We start from the raw sequence: 15,420 nt of genomic DNA, 5'->3' as shown, positions 1-15,420 counted from the left end.
CTCACTATGTCTTTTATAACCGTATCCAGCTCAGCGGCTGACTCATGGACGAGGTTGAGGATCGCTTCTTTCCCCAAATCCCCATATTCCCCAATCTTAAAGTAACTCTACCAAACCCATCATCCGCGTCAATGGTGCGCGCACCACATGCGACTGAATCCATGCAATATCCCTCAATTGCTCGTTTTGAAGCTGAATCCGATGTAAGTTCTGCTTGTAGTCTGTAATGTCCCGCACTGAGCCTACTGCCCGGATCGCCGCCCCATTATTATTACGTAAAAAAATGATCCTGTGCTCCACCAGCGCCACGCTTCCGTCACAACGCACATAACGGCATTCCGTAACAGACATTTCACATTCAGGATTGCTTCTTGCAGTCAGAATTTCATCGATAACCCGAAGCTTGTCTTCCTCGTAAATGTTGTCCGACCAGAGATGGTTGTTGTACACGTCAAGATCGTAGCCAAAGATATCTTTAAATCCGGTTCCCCATTCAACTTTATCCTGCTGAATGTCCCAGTCATAAATCGCCTCGTTCGCTGCATTCAAAATCAGGCGGTAACGTTCGTTGCTCAGTTTAAGGTCCGTCACGTCGGTCAGTATGCAAAGGTGCATGCCCGGCAGAATGTTCGGTTGCGCATTAAAGCTGCCAATGATGATGTTACCCGACTTATGCCGCACCTGCATCAAGCCATTTAATATTTCCCCATTCAAAAACTGCTGCCACACTTCGCATGAGTTTTGCCCTTCGCGGAAAACGACAAAGTCAAAAATGCTCATGCTGCTCAGCTCAACTTTGGAATAACCGAAAAGCGCCAGCGCTGCATCATTGTAATCCATGCAATTGCCGCCGTCATCACAAATGAAGATCGCATCACGGGTGTGCTCAAAGATCGCTTTGAATTTCTCGTCGGCCTTGCGCTTTTCTGTGATATCATTTGACAGCACGAGCTCGGCTTTCCGTCCATTTATATAAATGATATTGCTTTGCAATGTGACGTAGATAATGGAGCCGTCCTTTTTCTTGTGCCGGTAAACACCAGACGTGTAAAGTTTGTCATGCTGCCGCACCGCTTCCACAGCCGCTTCCACCATCGGAACATCGTTGCTGGGGCGAATGTCTTTGATCGTCAACTGCAAAAATTCGTCTCTGCCATATCCGTAATGACGAACTGCTGCTTCATTCACATCCAATATTTGAAAAGTTTCCACATCATAAACCCACATGGGCTGCGGATTATACTGAAACAAATCCCGATATGACACCTCAGAAGAACCAAAGCCACTCTTCTCCTTTCCAGCCTGTTCGTAAATACTCATGAAGGGGATTAATTTGTCCGGTTCTCAACCGTAAAAACGGCAATCTAATATAATTTTCCAATATCGTAGAATTAATATTACCAAAAATATTTGTCAAACCTGATGGTAATGTCGCCGGATTCTCGAAACGCTTCTGGCATAATTATTATTCATCCCCGGAAAACTTCATCAACAAACGCTAAAACCTTAAACACACCATTATGAAGAGAAGAGGAATTTATTTTTTGTTTGCGGCAATGATGTTAACTGCCGCCGCATGCGACGACAATGATGACAACGGCAGTGTAGATGTTGTCGCCGAATTGGACAAGCAGTTTATGCTATCCGCCGCAGATGGCGGATTGTTTGAGGTGAATGCAGGACAAGTTGCTTCTGCAAAAGGAACGACTGACGCAATCAAGGATTATGGCCAGGAAATGGTCGATGATCACACAGATGTGAATAAAGAACTGATGTCGCTTGCTGACAAGAACAATGTTGATTTACCAACAACACTTTCCAATAAAATGCAGCAGAGGCTCGATTCACTTTCCGGACTTTCGGGAGTGGCTTTTGATTCAACTTATGTAAACATGATGGTTACCTCGCACATGGAAACGGTGAATCTTTTTGAAACACAGGCGACCAGCGGAAGAAATACGGAACTGAAAAGCTGGGCATCGGATAAATTGCCGGCTCTAAGGGATCACCTTGAAATGGCACGTTCTTTGAAGGACTCCACGGGTAACTAAACCAAGCATTGCTATGGAAGAGACCGTCATCCCGGTAATTGAGGAGCAGCTTAAAGTCGATAAAAAAGTAATCGAAAAAGCCCGCTACACATTTGACAAAAAAGTCACAGAAGAAGAGGTTTTGCTGGAATTACCGCTAAACCGGGAGCACATTAACATTGAAAAGAAAGAAATCAATCAATATGTCGAGACGGCGCCGCCCGCAGTGCGCTACGAAGGAGACACCATGATCATCTCCGTAGTGCGCGAAGAAGCAGTGATTGTTAAAAAGATCGTTCTGGTGGAGGAATTGCATGTTACCCGCAACACTTCACAGGAAATGCATTCAAGCAAGCATACAGTAAGGAAGGAGAAAGTGACCATCAATAGAATTGAGAAGCTGGATCCGGAAGAATAATTACACTTTATCAACAACTATTTTTAAACCATTAAAAGTTAGAAACCATGTCACAGACAGTAATAGGAATCTTTGAAAAAAGTGCAGACGCGCAGGAAGCGAAACAAACTTTGATTTCAAATGGCTTTGATCTGAGCCAGATAGATGTAAACCATAATGTAGACGCAGATGATGACCGCACTACGGACGGGCAGCGTACGGAAACTGGTGGAAAGATCAGCAATTTCTTCTCCCGTCTTTTCGATGACGAGGACGAGTCTGACAGATATACAAGAGCAGGAAGCCGCGGATCGATTGTTACGGTGCATGCAGTAACTGAACAGGAAGCATTAGCAGCAGCGGACATTCTGGACGATTGCGGCGCAGTGGATGTAAATGAATTTGCAGGATCACAATCGGGCATTTCGGATGTTGATTCATACACAGGATCACAAGCTGGCACATTAGGCACGGACACTTATTCAAGCGCAGAAACCGGCACGGTGGATCCGCTTTACACTTCCGGCAACTCATCTTTTCTGCCTGATAAAGTCTATTCCACACCAACAAACAATCCTGGCACAGCTTCGGCGGTGAGGGATGATGCGGATGATCTGGAAAGATTGAACAGAACGAGAAATTATGACGACACAGATGAATACCGCACGACGGCTGATTATAGCACAACAGCGGATGCGGATATTAATACATCTGATTCTATTCCGGTAATTGAAGAAACGCTTAATGTGGGCAAACGCGAAGTTACAACGGGTGGCGTGCGCCTGAGAAGCCGCATTATCGAAAGGCCGGTGGAGGAAACAATCCGTCTGCGTGAAGAACACATTGATGTTAACCGCAGACCTGTGAACCGTGAGGCAACAGAAGCTGATTTTGCAAATTTCAAAGAAGGCACCATTGAAATGGTGGAACACGCCGAAGTTTCAATGGTCAGCAAAGATGCACGTGTAGTGGAAGAAGTAAGCGTGAACCGCAATGTGGAGGAAAAGGATGAAATTATCCGCGATACAGTGCGCAGCACAGAGGTTACCAGTGAAGATGTGACAGACCGCACATTGGATGTGGATGACGACAGAGAAAGACTTACATCAAGAGAAAGAGATGCTTGGTGAGAATAAGTTAATAATATAAAAAAGGCCCTTGTCAATGCGATAAGGGCCTTTTTCGTTTGTTGGCCAATGATTTCTAAAACCAAAAACCGATCTGAAATGCAATACGAGGCTTTTCCTCCTTTTGTTCTTTTGGAATAAACGCGCCTACGGCAAATGTCAGAATATCCACAGGGGCGAGCCAAACGCCGCCGCCATAACTGTAATGCCAGTTTTTTGACGGATCATCTTCCAGCCATACGCGTCCATAATCAAAGCTTCCGAACACGCCGTAAGTTAGCGGCAATGTTGGGTTATAACTGCTTCCTAGGCGGATTCGCAAGTCCGTATCGTGCCAAAGTGTGCTTTTTCCGTAAAAGCGTTCCGTCCTGTAACCGCGCAACCCCTGCTTTCCACCCAGAGTAGGCATCTGGAAAAATTCATAACCATTGCCAAAATTAATTCCTGTCCCAATTTGTGACGCCAGGATAATGTTCTCATTAGCATCCAGACTATTATAGAAAGCAAAACGCGCCCTTAATGACCTGAAATCCTGCTTGTTGTCGAGATTCGTCGTCCAGTTAAATCCTGCGCTGAAGCGAATTCCCGTGTGCGGCGAAAAAATATTGTCGACACTGTTGAAATCAATCAGCAATTTTGCGCCGGTGAACGATTTGGTTTTGAAAATATCACCCGGCAATCCGTTCTCAGGGCTGGTAATGTATCTTCCGCCTGTTGGCTGAATGTCAGAGATTTCAAAGAATGGACCGAGCGAAATAAAGCCAGCATTGCCTCCGAAGCGCTTTTTGATCGCAGGATAAATGTGAAAAGCGCTTTGCCGCACGCGATAAAAGTCCGCATCATCTACAACTCTTTCGGTTGTATTGCCAATGCCCGCGAAGTTGAATGCATAAGTAGGGCCGTGATAATAAGTGTCCAGATAAAAGTCAAACTTTTTGAATGCATTGATAAAATCACCCGTATAATTCAGCTTAAATCCCTTTGTTGCAAAGGCATAGCTGCCACCGAATATGTGACTGGATGCATAAGGTTCCTTCTTAAAACCATAACGTGTCATGCTGGCACTGGCACCAATGAGGAAGCCGTCGTCCGGGTTAACCCCCAAAATGGGGAACGGAATGGTTATATCGTAGTTGCTATCCGCACTTCTGCGATCATATACATTGTAACGATAAAGTCCCGAGCGTTTATCTTTTGTTTCCGGGCCGGAAATTACTGTGTTATTGCGCAGGTCGTCGTAAACAAATGTCTTTTTCCCGCCTGAACTTACGCGCGAACTGTCTGCAAACACATCGGTTCCCAATCCGCCGATCAGCCGGAGTTTAATGCCTTTTTTGACATCGCCTTTTACGATAAATTCATCATCGTCACCATTTCCGTAAATGTTAATGTCCCTGGTAATGTCCGAATCGAAGGTGCGTTCATAATTCAGGTGCTTAATCTTGCCATCTTTTCCCTTTTCATAAACAGAAACTTTGGTGCGCTTCTCATCAAGCCTTTCTACAACAATGCGCTCCTCTTCTTCTGTGCCGATCACATTGACATGCGCGCTCAGGAATTCGTAATGTGTCCTGGCAATTTTCAGCAGATCATCCCTGCGGACTTTCATATTTTGGATCAACGCCGGTGAGGATATTTCCCTCGCCTTGTCGGGCCAGCTGGCGAAAGCATTGCTGATGACCTCGTCCGTCAGGTTTTGCTGGATAAATTTGGCCTGCTCTTCCCATTGCTCCCAGCTGAGTTGCGTTAGAAAAGTCCGGTCAAAAAGCCGCGCACTCCAAGTCGTCCATTTCATGCTTTGAATCTCCGGACTAAAACTTTGTAATTGTTTTAAAAACGGCAAAGTCAGTCGCGCAACGCCCGTCAGCACGCCGTCATACATTGAAAAAGCCTGATCTCTGTCTCTTGGAATCGGACGATAAAGCGTCGTGCCGTCCTTTTGTTTGACCGACGACCACGCCCATTGGTCATCATGCCGATCCCAATCCCCAATCACAAAATCAAAAAGCCGTGTCCGGATCGCCCAAGGTTCGTCCACTTTATTCTTGGCATTTTCGAGCATTTCTTCGACCAGTTCCGGTGTGCTCACAATTTTATCCGGATTACCGAAAAACGCCGCCTGCTTCCATTTTTTGCCATCCGGGCGCTCTTCTAGCAAGTTCATTGTTCCGCCAAAAAGTGCATTGTAAGTCGCCAGGGCAGGTTGCGCGGGCACATAATAAAGCTTTGGATTGGTGTGGTAAACTTTCACAGCCTCGGCTAGCACCGGCATCGAAAGTGGCGCAAAGGGATTGGTTGAAAGGAAATTGTCTTCAACCAGATATTTTGCGGCAATCATTTGATTAAATGGGAACGGCAGAAACCGGCTCACATCTTTGGTAAGCCCGCGCAATGCATATTCCTTTCCTTCGCTGTCCCGCAATCGCAATGAGTTGGTCTGGTTGCCCCCACCCTGCTTTACAGGAATAACACCGCCTTTGAACTGATCGAGGTCCAGAACCGGAAAAGGATATTTTTCAACATATAAAGCACGGTTATGCTTCCCAAACAGGAAATTGTGAAAACTGCCGACCGGTTTGACCACATTACTGGTCACATAATGTGTCGAGGAGTCCCTATGCTCGTTATGTTCTGTAAAAGCAATGCTCGAATCGGGAATTTCGATGGTCTGTTTGTCTTTAATTTTTTTTCGGAAAATCAATTTAACATCCTTCCCGTCAGGCGTCACTTCCCAGAAATTGGTCCAGGTTTCGCCGCCTTCGTAAAAGTTTAATGTCGAGTAACCCAATTTGGGAGATGCGAATTGAGAGCCTTTTCCGAGGCTGATGGGGCTGTTTTTAGAGCCGCTGCCGCTTACAATAAACTCTTGACCATCATTTTCTATAAACTGCAATGCATGTTCGTGACCGCTTGCGAAGATAAATTTGCCATTTTTCTTTGCGCCTGCCATCACGGCTGTGCGAAGGTCTTTGTAATGCTTATTGGCCATATCTTGCTTGGAACCAATCGTCGCCCTGAACAATGCGCTGATGCTTCCCAAACCGGGCAACGGAATCCAAAGGTCCGGATTTAGCTCGGTGAGCGGGAAAATGTGCTGCTTGATCGTGAAGCGGCCTCCGTGCGGGCCGTACGTGTAAGGCGGATGGTGCATGGCGAACACCACATTTTTGTTGCGGTATTTCCGCACCACATTTTCGAAAACAAATCGGAACTGCTCCCGGTTTTTGATCTCGCAACCGTCATTTATTTTGGAATCGCGGTCCCAGTCCGTAAGCCACCATTGCGAATCAACAACGATAATCACCACATTATCATTAAGTTCGATCACTTCGGGACCTGAGCAACCGTCCAGCGGCAAGAAATAGTTTTCGTAATCCTCTTTCTCTTTTACGCCCCGCTTTTCATTGATATACTTGTCTACAAACTTTTCCTGCCGCTTCAAACCCTTCACACCCCAGCCACGCCAATCGTGATTGCCAGGCAGGAACACAGGCCTTCCTTTGAACTTATCGAGCGTTTCCAGCTGCGACGTTATCCGGAATTCCGCCACTTCCCGGTCCGATGAATCTTCGGCTGGCGGCATCCCATATTCATAAATGTTATCACCAAGAAATATTGCTGAGCTGTTTTTACTCTCTGTTTCAAGCTTGGTTTTGAGATATTCCAAAACCGGAGCGCGGCTTTTTGGGGAATCGTTTCCTGCGTCACCGATCAAATACATGGTGTGTTTCAACACCAGGTCGGGCGAGGGCGCGTCTTTTTCCCAATTTGCGCTTTCTTTTGAAAACTGCGTCTTATAACTCGCACAAGAGAAATTGAATGTTGCAAAAAGGCCGATTGCAATGTAAGAAAGCACTTTTTTCATCGGCTCATCTTTTTAAACTTCAAAATATTTCCTGAGAACAAATCATCACCTTCGTTTGAAATGTACAGGTTTCCGGCTTTGTCGAATGCAATTCCTTCGGGCTGGATAAACATATTTCCGTTTAGCGGAAAAACTTCTTTCACCTTCCATTTGCTGTCCGTAACCACCATCATTTTATTCACTGCGGATATAATATACCAGTCATTGGTCACTGGATTTTTGGCTAGACCGGATGGCTTGAAACCGCGCGCAACTTTGCCCGTAAGCGCCTTGATTTCGTCTACATTGATGGCAAATGTGCCCGTTGCCTGCGTCGAGTCTTTGTCCAGCTCAACAATGTAACCCGTTACGCTGATCTTGGAATCGTCCTGCGGACAGTTTTTGCAAAGAATGTATATCTTCCCTGATTCTTCTTCGCCAAACATGCCTTCATATTCTCCTTTCGGCAGGATTTTCTTGTATTCAAGAATCTGCTCGGGATCTTCATAAATGGCTTCCGACAAGGGAAAAGTGTATAAAAAACCATTGCTTTTAAGGACGACTACTTTGTCACGAAAAATCGCAACATCTTCGTAATCACCTTTCTTAGCGAATTTTGCGCTATGCTGCTTGGGATTATCCCAGCCCAGCCGATATAGTCTCCCATCTTCGTCCTGCACGGCATATACGGTGTCCGCATTGTGCTGGTTGAAAGCGATTCCGGAGATTTCAAACAGGCTTTCGGGCATGTTAAATTTGTCGGGATTAGTGAGGTCGTAATCTTTGTAAACTACCTTTTCTTTTTTCGTTGAGTCACACCCCGTCAGGGAGAAACCCATTAGAGCCAGAAAGCATAGTTGCTGTAAAAATGTGGCCATAATGTTGTTAAAATGTGGTGTTTAATTCGGCCGTTGGTTGAGACAACAGCCTGTAAATTGCTTCCTGGGAGCGGACTAATGGCACTGATTTTTCAACCGGCACATTGTTCAATGCACTGTCAATGTACACGGCCTGCACATTGTCCTGCCATTGCAGCGCGATGATCTCGATCAGCTTGTCTTTTAATTTTTGGTTATAAATCGGGAAACAAACCTCGATTCGCCGGTAAATGTTGCGGTTCATCCAGTCTGCCGAGCCCATAAAAACTTCGGGCTGGCCGTTGTTATGGAAGATGAAAATGCGGCCGTGTTCAAGGAAGCGATCGACGATCCGTTTTACGGTGATGTTTTCACTTTGTCCGGGAACGCCGGGCACAATCCTGCAAATGCTGCGGACGATCAGATTGATTTTAGTGCCCGCATTGGAAGCTTCGTAAAGTTTGTTGATCAGCACTTCTTCTTCCAGATTGTTCAGCTTGATGGTAATGCCGGTCGGCAAGCCGTTGCGGGCATTGGCTATTTCCCGATCCAGAAGCTGTAAAAATTTTCCCTGCAAGTTGAACTGCGCGACCAATAAATGCTGGAATGCAATGAGGTCCGAAGCGTCGGGTTTTTTCTTTTTGCTAAGGAACCGGAAAAGCGTTTCCGCTTCCGTAAGCATGGGCTGATGTGCGGTTAGCAGGATATGATCTGTGTAAAATCGCGCGGTGCCTTCATTAAGATTTCCCGTTGCTAAAAGGCCCAGATAGGGAAATTCAGGGTGTTTTCGTTTTATTAATGCAAGCTTTGCATGCACTTTCAGCGCATTCACACTATGAACGATTTTGACACCGGCCGACTTCATTTTTTTAGCCCAACGAATGTTATTAGCTTCGTCAAACCTGGCCTTTAACTCAACCAGCACAGTCACTTTTTTCCCATTTTTGGCAGCGCTGATCAATGCAAAAGCGATCTTAGAGTCATGCGCAACACGATACATGGTCGTGTAAATCTCCTCCACCATGGGATTGATGGCCGCTTCATTAAAAAACCGCAAAATGGTGTCATAGCTCTGGTAAGGAGCATGCACCATCAAATCTTCCTTTGTTAATGCGTCAAAAAGGGTCGTATTTTCATTAATGCTTGCTGTTGCTGGGACAGGCGGCCATGCAGGATAGGTTTGCGCGGGTGGACTTACGGGGAGTGAGGCCAGATCTTTCAGGTTATGATAATGCCCTCCCTGAACCACAGAAGCACTTTTGAGATCAAATGTTGTTACAATGTTTTGCAGATGACGCAGGGGCAAACCCGGTTCGAACAACAATCTGGTTGCAAATCCGAGGTCGCGCTTTTGCAATTGCTTTTCAAATTTTTCTGCCACATCTTCACCATCCTCGTCCATCATATCCAGCTCCGCATCACGGGTAACTTTAATGTTGAAAGACTGGATTTCGATGGCTTCGGGAAAAAGACTTTTCAGATTATGCTTGATAATGTCTTCCAGGAAAACAATGTGATCCTGATTCTCCTGCTTGATTTTCAAAAAGCGGTTGAGATTGCCAGTGGGCACATTAACCAACGCAACGTGCTCCTCGTCAGGTGGAAAACGGAGAATGACGACCAGATAAAGCTGATTGTTTTCAGGAAAGAAAGGCGCGTTTTTGGTTAAAAAAATAGGCTGCAGAAAACCCGCAACCTGCGCGAAAAAATACTGATTGACAAAGCTTAATATGCTGGCTGGAATGCCATTGGTGTAACAGAAATTAACACCCAAGAGGCTCAATTCCGGAATCACCGATTCGCGCAAAATCTCCCCGAATGCATCGAGCTGTCCATCAATCATGTCACTGGCTTTGCTATATGCATCTTCATTGGCATCCTGAATAGATTTTTTTCGAAGATAAGGCATCCTTACCCGGTAAAATTCGTCCAGATTGGATGAGTAAATGGAAAGAAACCGGATACGCTCCATCAGCGGAACCGCTTCATTGGCAGCCTCTTGCAAAACCCGGCCATTGAAGGTGAGCCAGCTGATGTCCCGGTTAAAATAGCGGTATTTTTCCATGACTGATCAATGCTCGACTACAATGGAGGCAATGAGGAAAGCAAGCACCGAAACCACGATCCCGAACATAAAGACATTATAAGCAATGCGCAACAGCCTGTATTTCCGGCCCAGCACCACGCCTTGCGAGTAAACGTCTTTGGTCAAACTTCCGTAAAGAAAATCGCGGTCGTTCATCATGCGCTGCATGCCGTTGGAATAATCGGTAAATGACATTCTGTAAAAATTACCGAAAAAGAGCAGGTTCACATTTTTCGTATCAATGTCTTCCTGCGTAAATGTGCCGTGCGGAATGGTGGGACGCGTCGATAATATGGAAAACACCATTGTGACCATACAAACGGTCAGCAGCAACATGGTCGGAATGATCAGATATGTATTGTCTTCCAGTTTCCGGATCAGGATACTCAGCAAAACGGAAATAATGATCGATGTCGTGGTGATCATGATATGTGCCTTATTATCAGCCATATCACTTAACCGCTGATGGTTATTGGAACTGATCCGGAACATGGTTTCGATTCCTTTATCAGGGCGGTCATTTTTTGGCTTTCGGGCCTCCATTATTTCGGGAGCGGCCAGTTCCAAAACAGATTCTGCCATTGCCGGACTTACGGCATGCTCTTTAACCTCAGCAGTTTCCACCTCTTTTTCCCTCAGCTTGTCAAGGTTTTTCTGCTTTTGCTTATCCAGCAGATCGCGGCAGTAATCGGTGTGAAAACGGTGCGATTCCAGCAAGGCAATGGTGCTTCTGCGCCACTCGGCTTTGTCAATTTTCCGACCCGAACGCTGCTCGGCTTCTTTACGAACGAGCTTGTTCCAATCCGAAAATTCGGATGTTCCAAAATGGAAGAGATCGGCATCACAAACGACCTGCTGCAAAAAATTTTTGGGATTCTGAGGCCATATGGTGGCCAGTATACAACCTTTGACTTCTGCGATAACGCTTTCATCAATGCCTTCGGATTCAAGAAATGCGCCTGCCAGCTCGGCACCGCGCTGCTCATGACCCGGAGCGTCGCCGCTGCTGTAACCCGTGTCATGAAACCATGCAGCCGTTACAACAATGAATGTCTCCTTATCTTCCAGCCTGTAATGATTGGCAATTTTTACAGCATTCGACACGACGGCCTCGGTATGCACCAGATTGTGGTAACTAAGCTGCGCCAGTTCTTTCGTTCCAAAAAAATGGTGCACATGATGCTTTACCTTGTCGAGCCGATGGTTGTAATTCATATAATGATCAAATTTTGAGTAGCGCTTCTTATTATATCAGCTCCATTCGGATTCGAGGTTCACTCCTATCCGCAGGGCTTTCAATCCGGTAACTCCCTGCAATTCTTCAAGGTCAAGGAATTCAAGATCATCATTTAAAGTCTTTTTTTCCTGCAAATACCGGATATAACCCACATATTCTTCGGCGGATTTACTATTAAAATAAACCAACGAAATCTTTCCAGGCTGGGTAAGCCGCTCGCCGGTGCCTTTGATGTGGACTTTATCAATCCTTTTCTTGATCACCTGGTAACGAATGTTATACGCGCCTTCTACATCAAAACGGCGTTCATCGTCGCGGAAACTAATGTCAATGCTGCTGGAATGGATAAAGATCAGCTGCGTTGTTTCCAGTGGCTTATCCATCTGCGGAATCAGCGAATTGGTGATTTTTGCGATGGCGGCCATGGAAGTCAATTGCCACAGCCGGATATTTTTCAGATAAAGCTCACTGAATTTTTTCTCCGGTTCAATGGACTGACCAATGTAAATGTCGTATTCTATCCCGTCGGTGCGGAATTTCTCAAAATAGCAGGGATACGATTGCTGGATTTCTTTCCTGAAAAGGTCAAGATAAAGATTGACGGATGAATTGATCTTTTGCATAGAAGCTTCCAGCGCCCTTCTGTTGATGTAAGCGGCGCCGTTTTGCTCGTCTGTAATTTCAAAATACCGGTCGATCACATCCACCAGTTCCTCACTCTCATCATCGTCAATGTCTGACGCCATCTGAAATGCCCGAGCTTCCTTAAAATGGATCAGAAACGGATGCGCTTCGTTTTCCAGGAAATCACGCACGCGGACTTCATCATTATCAGTGCTGTCGTTGTTGATTTCTTCAATCCACTTTTTGCATTTGTAGATCATTTCATCGGCAAGCCCGAATCCCAGTTTCTGCTTTAAAATCGTAAAGGTTTCAATCAATAAGTCAAATTGAATGTGCAAATCATCTCTTAATGCTGCATTTCTTTCTAATGTGGAATTCCGGATATCAATGGCTCCGTAAAGCGGATATACATTGCGGAACTGGATGTTTTCAATTGTGGGCGAAGGCATAGCAGGTGATTTGTCGCGTAGATAATGCCATGCCGTTTCCCGGAACCGCCATTGGACGGCTGGTTGCAGCGAGGTGAATTTATCCTTGATCACATTATCGATCTCCACATTGAACTCGTCAATGTAGTATTTCATCATTTGGCCGATAAAAGGAAGGGCCGCATCGAGCCTCGTCAGCACGCGCTCGTCAATCGCCTTCTGAGATTTGGAATAAACTTCCAGCACACCAATGGCTTTGCTATCATAATAAACAGGAAGCAATGCATACGATTCAACGCCATCGGCTTTGAGTACGCGGATAAAATCCTGCTTGGTTTCATCTTCGATTGCCAGATTCCGCATGAAAACGATCTTAGGCGCCTGAAAATACTGATTTGCCATTGACAAATACATGTCTTCCGCCTTGTCATCTTTCAGTGCGGCGGTCATCAGCTTACTGAAAAGCACGGTGCTCCGGTCAAATACAAGCTTATTGTTCACGCGCAAAACGGGAAGCAAGCCGAAATCAATGTCGGCATTGCACGCCAGCATTTTAAGCGCATCCGTTACATTTCGGAAATAAGAACCGGAATCCTGGGAAGCACGATCGAGGATCGCACTTTTAATGTTATCTACAGCGTGTTCGGCTGTTACATCGGTGAATGTGATGACTGAAAAGCCCTCAAACCGGAACAACGATAAAGGCAGCAGGCGCGTAAGCACGGAAATATCGTTCGATTCCTGCAACTCTTTCCGAATCTCTTCGAGGTCGAGTTCGGGAAGACTTCCTTTGGCATATACGTCAGCAAAACGCGTGTCCAGATTGGCCCGGTAAAATCTTTTCAGGCCTGTCCTTTCGTCATTAAGCCCGATGATCATGTCACTTTCATGCAAAGGCGGAAAATGATAAAGCCGTTCGAGGATAAACGAATAGATCTTTTTCATCTTCTGCTTTACATTGACCACAGTTTTATCTGCGATCTCGCACCGGACACAGCCCGAATTATCCGTCATCAGCTTGTAAAAGCCTGACGTTCCGTAAAATACAACTGGGCTAACGGGTGTACTGAGTGCCCAAAAAACGTCATCTTCGTTCGTAACGGGTGGCATGAGCATGCCATACACCAAACTTAGTTCCTCTTTGAAGTCCGAGATATTATTAATTTCAATGTCTGCGGAGAATGCCGGATTAGACCGAAGCCGGTCCAGCACCATGGAGAAGAATGTTTTTTTGACTGTTTTTTCCTGTTCTGCTTTCTCTTCCAGAAAGTTGATAAAATTTCTGAAAGAGATGGAAGAATCGATTTGTTGGAGACCGTATGGTGCATCTTGGATTACATCAATAATAGTCGGTTCCATTATTATTTTTTGTTAAACGCGCTCACTTTTGACGGTCATCAAAAGTCCGCGTTTTTTGTTAAACTCCAATGTTAAATCTTTAAGTTACTCTTTTAATATCACTTCTTTGGCCTTTTCGGTGACAGATGGCTTGATGATCATACGCAAAGACTGGTCTTTGGTAAAATAGGCCACCATCCAGTTGTACAGCGTCGTGATCCGGTTGCGGTGGTTAATCAGCGAAACAAGGTGGATAAACAACCAAGCAAGCCATGCAATTACTCCTTTAAAATGCACTTTCGGTGCCGGCATGTCCACCACGGCCTTCGCGCGACCGATAATGGCCATCGAGCCTTTGTCTTTATAGGTAAATGCCTTCAAAGGCTGACCTTCTGCAATCCGTGAGAAGTTGGCAGCGAGCAGCTTGCCTTGCTGAATCGCCACCTGCGCCACCTGCGGATGTCCGTTCGGGAAATTCGGGTCGGTTTGCTGGAGACTTGCGTCGCCGATTGCATAAATGTTGTAAGTGCCGATCAGTTTGTTGTGTGCGTCCACGAGCATGCGTCGTCCACGTCCGTAAGCTTCCGGCGGAACGCCTTCGAACACCTTACCTGTTACGCCCGCGGCCCAGATCAATGTCTTTGCCTCAATGCATTCGCCTTCGCTGAAACATACTTTATCATCAACAAAATCAGAAACGTGCGTGTTCAGTTTTATCTTGACGCCGAGCTTTCTCAAGGCCTCGTAAGTATCCTTTTGGGAAGCTTCGCTCATGGGAGATAGCAATGCGTCGCCGCCGTCCACGAGATAAATTTCGCTTCCTTTTCCGGCAAGCTGCGGATACTCTTTTCTTAAAATGCCGTTGCGCATCTCGGCAAACATTCCGGAGATCTCAACGCCGGTTGGCCCGCCGCCTGCTATGACAACGGTCAGGAGCTTTCTCACTTCGTCGGGATCTTCGGAAATCGTGGCAAGCTCCATTTGCTGCAGCATTTTATTGCGCATGCCGATGGCATCTTCGAGCGTTTTCATGGGCGTGGCATTGCGCTTCACGTTTTCCATGCCGAAGAAATTTGTCTCTGCGCCGGTGGCAAAAACCAGGAAGTCGTATTCGAGTTCCCCGTTCGAAAGAATGATCTTGTTTTCGTTGGTTACGACACGCTGCAGCTCGCCGAGGCGGAACGTAAAGTTCTGCTTGCCTCTGAAAAGCTTGCGGAACGGATAGCTGATGCTGGACGGCTCAAGAAAAGCCGTGGCAACCTGATAAATCAGTGGTGGAAAAAAGTTATAGTTGTTTTTGTCAACCAGTGTTATTTCGAACTTGCTGTTTTTAGCGAGGTCAATTGCGAGATTGACGCCAGCAAAGCCGCCTCCAACGATTACGATCTTCATAATTTCTTACTTTTTATAGGGGGTTATCATTAGTTATTCGCTCCGAAATGTGTCGGCAAC

The 15,420-nt window shown here is 45.9% G+C and carries 10 protein-coding genes; 3 read left to right on the top strand and 7 right to left on the bottom strand.

What is annotated here, in order from left to right:
* Nucleotides 1-96: 96 nt before the first annotated feature.
* Nucleotides 97-1,320, bottom strand: coding sequence for a PAS domain-containing protein (locus AC0IYG_RS23970; RefSeq protein WP_471713601.1), 1,224 nt, complete (start codon nucleotides 1,318-1,320; stop codon nucleotides 97-99).
* A 200-nt stretch (nucleotides 1,321-1,520) separates the two neighbouring features.
* Between AC0IYG_RS23970 and AC0IYG_RS23965 the strand changes: the two genes are divergently transcribed.
* From AC0IYG_RS23965 to AC0IYG_RS23955, 3 genes are read left to right on the top strand one after another with little or no spacing between them, the layout of a single operon-like run.
* Nucleotides 1,521-2,051: a DUF4142 domain-containing protein gene (locus AC0IYG_RS23965; RefSeq protein ID WP_471713600.1), complete on the top strand. Its 531-nt coding sequence runs from the start codon at nucleotides 1,521-1,523 to the stop codon at nucleotides 2,049-2,051.
* 13 nt (nucleotides 2,052-2,064) lie between these two features.
* Entirely contained in the window at nucleotides 2,065-2,448 is a 384-nt protein-coding gene (locus AC0IYG_RS23960) for a DUF2382 domain-containing protein (RefSeq protein ID WP_471713599.1), read from the top strand.
* Between the two features lie 47 nt (nucleotides 2,449-2,495).
* Nucleotides 2,496-3,557: a YsnF/AvaK domain-containing protein gene (locus tag AC0IYG_RS23955; protein WP_471713598.1), complete on the top strand. Its 1,062-nt coding sequence runs from the start codon at nucleotides 2,496-2,498 to the stop codon at nucleotides 3,555-3,557.
* 73 nt (nucleotides 3,558-3,630) lie between these two features.
* On the opposite strand, the gene AC0IYG_RS23950 is transcribed toward AC0IYG_RS23955, so the two are convergent.
* From AC0IYG_RS23950 to AC0IYG_RS23925, 6 genes are all read right to left on the bottom strand, one after another.
* On the bottom strand, nucleotides 3,631-7,419 hold the full coding sequence (locus AC0IYG_RS23950; RefSeq protein WP_471713597.1) for a metallophosphoesterase family protein: 3,789 nt from the start codon (nucleotides 7,417-7,419) through the stop codon (nucleotides 3,631-3,633).
* A complete protein-coding gene (locus tag AC0IYG_RS23945; RefSeq protein WP_471713596.1) occupies nucleotides 7,416-8,276 on the bottom strand; it encodes an SdiA-regulated domain-containing protein in 861 nt (286 codons plus the stop codon). Before AC0IYG_RS23945 ends, AC0IYG_RS23950 begins: the two co-directional genes overlap by 4 nt.
* 7 nt (nucleotides 8,277-8,283) lie before the next feature.
* Nucleotides 8,284-10,320, bottom strand: a complete 2,037-nt coding sequence (gene ppk1, locus AC0IYG_RS23940) for a polyphosphate kinase 1 (protein WP_471713594.1) — start codon at nucleotides 10,318-10,320, stop codon at nucleotides 8,284-8,286.
* A gap of 6 nt (nucleotides 10,321-10,326) precedes the next feature.
* Nucleotides 10,327-11,556, bottom strand: a complete 1,230-nt coding sequence (locus tag AC0IYG_RS23935; RefSeq protein WP_471713593.1) for a Pycsar system effector family protein — start codon at nucleotides 11,554-11,556, stop codon at nucleotides 10,327-10,329.
* Between the two features lie 36 nt (nucleotides 11,557-11,592).
* On the bottom strand, nucleotides 11,593-13,989 hold the full coding sequence (locus tag AC0IYG_RS23930) for a GAF domain-containing protein (RefSeq protein WP_471713592.1): 2,397 nt from the start codon (nucleotides 13,987-13,989) through the stop codon (nucleotides 11,593-11,595).
* An 84-nt stretch (nucleotides 13,990-14,073) separates the two neighbouring features.
* On the bottom strand, nucleotides 14,074-15,360 hold the full coding sequence (locus AC0IYG_RS23925) for an NAD(P)/FAD-dependent oxidoreductase (RefSeq protein ID WP_471713591.1): 1,287 nt from the start codon (nucleotides 15,358-15,360) through the stop codon (nucleotides 14,074-14,076).
* Nucleotides 15,361-15,420: the final 60 nt, after the last annotated feature.

It is taken from the genome of Dyadobacter sp. AC419, from assembly GCF_979253085.1.
The sequence above is the reverse complement of the archived record's forward strand: the minus strand, read 5'-3'. Positions and strand labels throughout refer to the sequence as shown.

Excerpts from the sequence above, each read along its gene's own strand:
- AC0IYG_RS23970 (WP_471713601.1), bottom strand. The coding sequence starts at position 1,320 with ATGAGTATTTACGAACAGGCTGGAAAGGAGAAGAGTGGCTTTGGTTCT.
- AC0IYG_RS23965 (WP_471713600.1), top strand. The coding sequence starts at position 1,521 with ATGAAGAGAAGAGGAATTTATTTTTTGTTTGCGGCAATGATGTTAACT.
- AC0IYG_RS23960 (WP_471713599.1), top strand. The coding sequence starts at position 2,065 with ATGGAAGAGACCGTCATCCCGGTAATTGAGGAGCAGCTTAAAGTCGAT.
- AC0IYG_RS23955 (WP_471713598.1), top strand. The coding sequence starts at position 2,496 with ATGTCACAGACAGTAATAGGAATCTTTGAAAAAAGTGCAGACGCGCAG.
- AC0IYG_RS23950 (WP_471713597.1), bottom strand. The coding sequence starts at position 7,419 with ATGAAAAAAGTGCTTTCTTACATTGCAATCGGCCTTTTTGCAACATTC.
- AC0IYG_RS23945 (WP_471713596.1), bottom strand. The coding sequence starts at position 8,276 with ATGGCCACATTTTTACAGCAACTATGCTTTCTGGCTCTAATGGGTTTC.
- ppk1 (WP_471713594.1), bottom strand. The coding sequence starts at position 10,320 with ATGGAAAAATACCGCTATTTTAACCGGGACATCAGCTGGCTCACCTTC.
- AC0IYG_RS23935 (WP_471713593.1), bottom strand. The coding sequence starts at position 11,556 with ATGAATTACAACCATCGGCTCGACAAGGTAAAGCATCATGTGCACCAT.
- AC0IYG_RS23930 (WP_471713592.1), bottom strand. The coding sequence starts at position 13,989 with ATGGAACCGACTATTATTGATGTAATCCAAGATGCACCATACGGTCTC.
- AC0IYG_RS23925 (WP_471713591.1), bottom strand. The coding sequence starts at position 15,360 with ATGAAGATCGTAATCGTTGGAGGCGGCTTTGCTGGCGTCAATCTCGCA.